This is a genomic window from Methylobacter sp., assembly GCF_004322395.1.
In the GTDB taxonomy this organism is placed as follows: domain Bacteria; phylum Pseudomonadota; class Gammaproteobacteria; order Methylococcales; family Methylomonadaceae; genus Methylobacter_A.
This window is the reverse complement of the sequence record NZ_SCTW01000058.1, coordinates 1-4,797: the sequence shown is the minus strand read 5'-3', so window position 1 is coordinate 4,797 and position 4,797 is coordinate 1. Positions and strand designations below refer to the sequence as shown.

At 45.4% G+C, this 4,797-nt stretch carries 6 protein-coding genes; 1 reads left to right on the top strand and 5 read right to left on the bottom strand.

Annotated elements, in window-relative coordinates:
• Positions 1-20 precede the first annotated feature (20 nt).
• On the bottom strand, positions 21-473 hold the full coding sequence (gene sufU / locus EPO18_RS08520) for a Fe-S cluster assembly sulfur transfer protein SufU (RefSeq protein WP_292432935.1): 453 nt from the start codon (positions 471-473) through the stop codon (positions 21-23).
• Positions 473-1,696 carry a cysteine desulfurase gene (locus tag EPO18_RS08515; RefSeq protein WP_292432934.1) on the bottom strand — a complete coding sequence of 408 codons (1,224 nt, stop codon included), beginning with the start codon at positions 1,694-1,696 and terminating at the stop codon, positions 473-475. Before EPO18_RS08515 ends, sufU begins: the two co-directional genes overlap by 1 nt.
• An 80-nt stretch (positions 1,697-1,776) precedes the next feature.
• Here EPO18_RS08515 and EPO18_RS08510 point away from each other — a divergent pair, with 80 nt between their 5' ends.
• Positions 1,777-2,343 carry a Uma2 family endonuclease gene (locus tag EPO18_RS08510; protein WP_292432933.1) on the top strand — a complete coding sequence of 189 codons (567 nt, stop codon included), beginning with the start codon at positions 1,777-1,779 and terminating at the stop codon, positions 2,341-2,343.
• On the opposite strand, the gene sufD is transcribed toward EPO18_RS08510, so the two are convergent.
• The 3 genes from sufD to EPO18_RS08495 all read right to left on the bottom strand — a co-directional run.
• Positions 2,338-3,660 (bottom strand): Fe-S cluster assembly protein SufD, encoded by a 1,323-nt coding sequence (gene sufD / locus EPO18_RS08505; RefSeq protein WP_292432932.1) that lies wholly within the window; start codon positions 3,658-3,660, stop codon positions 2,338-2,340. The two genes, EPO18_RS08510 and sufD, sit on opposite strands and share 6 nt — an antisense overlap.
• Complete coding sequence (gene sufC, locus EPO18_RS08500; RefSeq protein ID WP_292432931.1) at positions 3,661-4,416, bottom strand: Fe-S cluster assembly ATPase SufC; 756 nt, start codon at positions 4,414-4,416, stop codon at positions 3,661-3,663.
• 64 nt (positions 4,417-4,480) lie between these two features.
• The coding region (locus tag EPO18_RS08495; protein ID WP_292432930.1) for a hypothetical protein at positions 4,481-4,797 on the bottom strand (317 nt) is incomplete at its 5' end.

Here is a 4,797-nt window from a genome sequence, read left to right as displayed (position 1 = left end):
CTTCGTGTCTTCGTGGTGAATTATTCTGTAGAAATAGATTTTTGTTCGTTTTTCAACGCCGCATCCAACGTATGCCAAGCCAATGTCGCACATTTGACTCGCGCCGGATATTCACGCACACCGGCTAATACGGCCAGTTTACCGACCGCCTCAAGATTCATCTGCTCGTCTTTACCGGTAGTCATTTCGTGAAACTTTTTAAACAAGTCTTCGGCTTCCTGTTCAGTTTTGCCTTTGACTATCTCGGTCATTAACGAAACCGAGGCTGTCGAAATGGCACAGCCTGAACCCTGAAAACTGGCGTCAGTAATCGTATCGCCATCCATTTTCAAATATAAAGTCAGACGATCGCCGCATAACGGGTTAAAGCCTTCCACTTTCCGGTCGGCATTATCTATAACCCGAAAATTGCGCGGGTTGCGGTTGTGGTCGAAAATCACCTCTTGATAGAGGTCGCGTAAATCATCAAACATTAGCCAAATACCTCGATCAAGGACTCTATGCCTTTCATTAAAACATCAATTTCTTCTTTGGTGTTATATATTGCAAACGATGCTCTTGCTGTCGCAGGGACTCTAAAAAAATCCATGACCGGCATCGCGCAGTGGTGCCCTGCCCTGATTGCTATGCCTAAGCTGTCGAGCATCGTGCCAATATCGTGCGGATGAATTTTATCCAACACGAAAGCCAATATCGCGCCTTTATGCTCGGCCTTGCCAATAATTCTAAGCCCTTTAATTTGTTTGGCTTTTGCAGTGGCGTAATCGAGCAATTCGGCTTCATAAGCGGCAATATTATCCATGCCGATTGCATTTAAATAATCGATAGCCGCGCCCAAGCCGACTACATCGGCAATGTTCGGCGTGCCTGCTTCGAACTTGTAAGGCAGTACATTATATTCGGTTTCTTCGAAGGTGACTTTGCGAATCATATCGCCGCCGCCCTGATACGGTGGCATCGCTTCCAATAAAGCCTGTTTGCCGTAGAGTACGCCTATGCCGGAAGGCGCATAAAGTTTATGGCCTGAAAAAACGTAAAAATCGCAATCCAAGTCCTGCACGTTTACTGCCATATGCGGAATAGCCTGCGCGCCATCTAGCAATACAGGGATATTTCTGGCATGCGCCTCCGCGATAATCTTTTTAACAGGATTGATCGTGCCCAGAGCGTTAGACATATGCACAACCGAAACCAGCTTGGTTTTATCGCTGATCAATTTCTCAAACTCATCATAAATCAACTCGCCTTGCAGATTAATCGGCGCAACTTTTAAGACAGCTCCGGTCTGCTCGCAAAGCATTTGCCAAGGCACGATATTGGAATGATGCTCCATCGCGGTAATTAAAATCTCATCGCCGGCTTTGATATTGGCTTTGCCATAAGTCTGCGCGACCAAGTTGATCGCTTCCGTAGCGCCTCTGACAAAAATAATCTCTTTTTCGCTGGCGGCATTGATGAAGTCTTTAACCTTGGTGCGCGCGCCTTCAAACTTATCGGTGGAACGCACGCTCAAAGTATGCACGCCGCGATGCACGTTGGCGTAATCATGGCTATACAAATGCACGATACTGTCGATAACTGCTTGCGGCTTTTGGCAAGAGGCCGCGTTATCCAGATAAACCAGCGGCTTGTTGCGGATAAGTTCTGCCAATATAGGAAAATCGGCGCGGATTTTTTCTACGGGAAAGTTTGTCATATTTATTCCGATAACATTGATTCTTCAATTACAACGTATTATATTCCAATCACTCTTCTTATCTGACGCTCATTAAGAAAATGACTATAGCCACTGCGAATGTACGAAAACATCTGACCGACATTAAGGAATGGCAAAAATTAGGTGAAGCTAATATTTTTCCGCCCGGCAGCCGTCTTGAACTTATAGATGGAGAAATCTTGGAAATGGCACCTATTGGTTCTAATCACTCAGGTCATGTAATGCGTTTGACCCACTTCCTATCAACTTTAGTTTTCGGCAAAGCTATGCTCAGCGTTCAAAATCCTTTGCAACTTGGAGATCTTTCAGAACCTGAACCCGGCTTTATGCTGCTAAAGCCGAATGATGATTTTTACTGCTCTCGTCATCCCAATGCCGATGATGTATTGCTGCTGATCGAAGTCGCCGATAGCTCACTCAGCTTCGACCAAAACCAAAAGCTGCGTTTATATGCCAGCCATAACGTCCTTGAATACTGGCTGATGAACCTGAACGACTCTTGCGTTGAAGTCTATCGCCAACCGCATGGTGATTGTTATGGTGAAAAAACCACGTTGCGCGCTGGCGATTGCATCACATTGTCTCAGCTAGACCAAATTACTATCAACATTGCCGACATTTTATAACCATTCCTTGTTCACGCCTTCCTGAGGGAAACGCGTTAACAATTGCTCCAAAATCATATCGTGCAAACCTCTAATTTTGACCTTATCGACCATTTCGTTGGCAAACGCAAAGGTCAGCATGTTGCGCGCGGTTTCCTCATCAACGCAGCGTGATTGCAGATAGAAAATGGATTTTTCATCCAGCTGCCCAACCGTCACACCATGTCCGCATTTAACGTCATCGGCATAAATTTCCAGCTGCGGCTTGGTATCCGCTTCGGCATCGTCCGATAACAGCAAGTTGCGGTTATTCATTTGCGAATCGGTTTTTTGCGCATCGATAGCTACAATCACCCGCCCCTGGAAAACACCTCTGGCCCTGTCGTCAAGCACGCCTTTATACAGTTCGCGGCTGATTGCATAAGGTTTTAAGTGATTGATGCGGGTATGGTTGTCGATGTGTTGACGCTTAATGCCCAAGTACAAACCATTCAATTCGCACTCCGACGCATGATCCAGATCGGCATGAATATCGCTTCGTGCCAGCAAGCCGCCAAAAGCAAAATTATGATGCGTAAACCGTGCATCTCTCGCTTGCTTAATGTAGCTGCCGCCAAAATGGTAGGCTTTTTCAGATTCGCTTTGCATTTTATACAAAGTCAAATCGGCATTTTGTCCGACAAAAACTTCGGTGACTGAGGCTGTTAAATAAGCGCTGTCATTTCCTACAAACGTCTCAATGACTTTGGCTTCGGCCATTTCGTCGGCAATGATGATATTGCGGGTCGTCGCCATGGCATCGTCGCCGGTCACAATATGCAGCAACTGTATCGGCCTGTCTAAAACCAGCTTGGACGGGACATGCACAAACAAACCATCGCTAAACCATGCGGTATTGAATGCAATAAAGCCGTGCTCAGATTGAGAGGCGGCTAAGCCGAGATATTTTTCCACTTGAGCAGGCTGTTTTGCCAGTGCATCGGCCATACTCATCACTGAAACGGCCTCGGGCAAATCAGTTAACACCGAAAACTCCGCTGAAAAATGACCGTTCACTAAAACCAAGACCCAAGCATTTTCTATTTGGTAGGATTTCAACCAATCGGTATTAATATCGCCGACCGTTATGTCTGCCGACGGAGCGAACAGCTTCTTCTCAATGCCGGACACATTGGTATAGCGCCATTCCTCTTCTCGCGGCGATGGGAAGCCTTGCTCGGCAAATTGCGCCAATGCCTCAGCCCTTAACGCCCTCAGCCAAGGCAATGTTTGCCCAGGCAATGACGATGCTATCGTTTGATATTCAGCCGTATAACGGCTTGCTATTGCCGTGTTCATTTATGCCGCCGCCTGATTATCTTCGACCCAATTGTAGCCTTTTTCTTCCAGCTCCAACGCCAGCTCAGGACCACCTGATTTAACAATTTGACCATGCGCCAATACATGAACAAAATCCGGTTTGATATAGTCCAGCAAGCGCTGGTAATGCGTGACCATCACAAACGAACGCTCCGGCGAACGCAATGAGTTAACGCCTTCCGCGACAATTTTTAACGCATCAATATCCAGGCCGGAATCGGTTTCATCCATGATGCATAGCTTGGGTTCCAAGATGGCCATTTGCAGGATTTCGTTACGTTTCTTTTCGCCGCCGGAAAAGCCTTCGTTAACGGCGCGGTAAAGAAACTTTTCGTCCATTTCCAACAAGCGCACTTTTTCTTTAACCAGCGTTAAAAAATCCATCGCATCGACTTCAGGCTGGCCGTTATGTTTGCGTATAGAGTTCAGCGCCGCTTTCAAAAGATAGATATTGCTAACGCCGGGAATTTCCACCGGATATTGAAACGCCAAAAATACGCCTTCACGAGCCCTGATTTCAGGCGCCATTTCCAGTAAATCTTTACCCTGATAAGTCGCCGTTCCGCCGGTTACAGTGTAGCCGGCCTTACCGGACAACACATGCGACAAAGTACTTTTACCTGAACCGTTGGGTCCCATAATGGCGTGAATTTCACCCGCCTTAATTTCAAGGTTAATACCTTTGAGAATTTGTTTGTCGTTCACATTGACGGTTAAATCTTTAATACTAAGCATGAGAGTTCCAATTGTTTTTAACGTTACTTAACCAGCTTGTTGCTCGTTTTATAAAGGCAGTGTATTAATCTATTTCTTTAACTTTTAGAATATTAAGTTGTTCCCGGGTTTGATATTTCCACGCTGAAGGGTGATGCGCTGTATACAAATTGTTATTAAACCCATTAGTAAGCAGACACTTTGTAACATTCATTTTCAAATTTGCCGTGCAGCAATTAATAATATATTCGGGCTGATAGCGTTTACAGCGAGTAATAAACTCTTCCCGGATAACATATTCACCTTTTTCATTGGTAATATTCCAAACCGCATTCCATACATTATCGCGAACCTTGGTATTTAATTTATCGGTAAAAATACCTAAAGAGCACAGATAAGGAA

Excerpts from the sequence above, each read along its gene's own strand:
- sufD (WP_292432932.1), bottom strand. The coding sequence starts at position 3,660 with ATGAACACGGCAATAGCAAGCCGTTATACGGCTGAATATCAAACGATA.
- sufU (WP_292432935.1), bottom strand. The coding sequence starts at position 473 with ATGTTTGATGATTTACGCGACCTCTATCAAGAGGTGATTTTCGACCAC.
- sufC (WP_292432931.1), bottom strand. The coding sequence starts at position 4,416 with ATGCTTAGTATTAAAGATTTAACCGTCAATGTGAACGACAAACAAATT.
- EPO18_RS08510 (WP_292432933.1), top strand. The coding sequence starts at position 1,777 with ATGACTATAGCCACTGCGAATGTACGAAAACATCTGACCGACATTAAG.
- EPO18_RS08515 (WP_292432934.1), bottom strand. The coding sequence starts at position 1,696 with ATGACAAACTTTCCCGTAGAAAAAATCCGCGCCGATTTTCCTATATTG.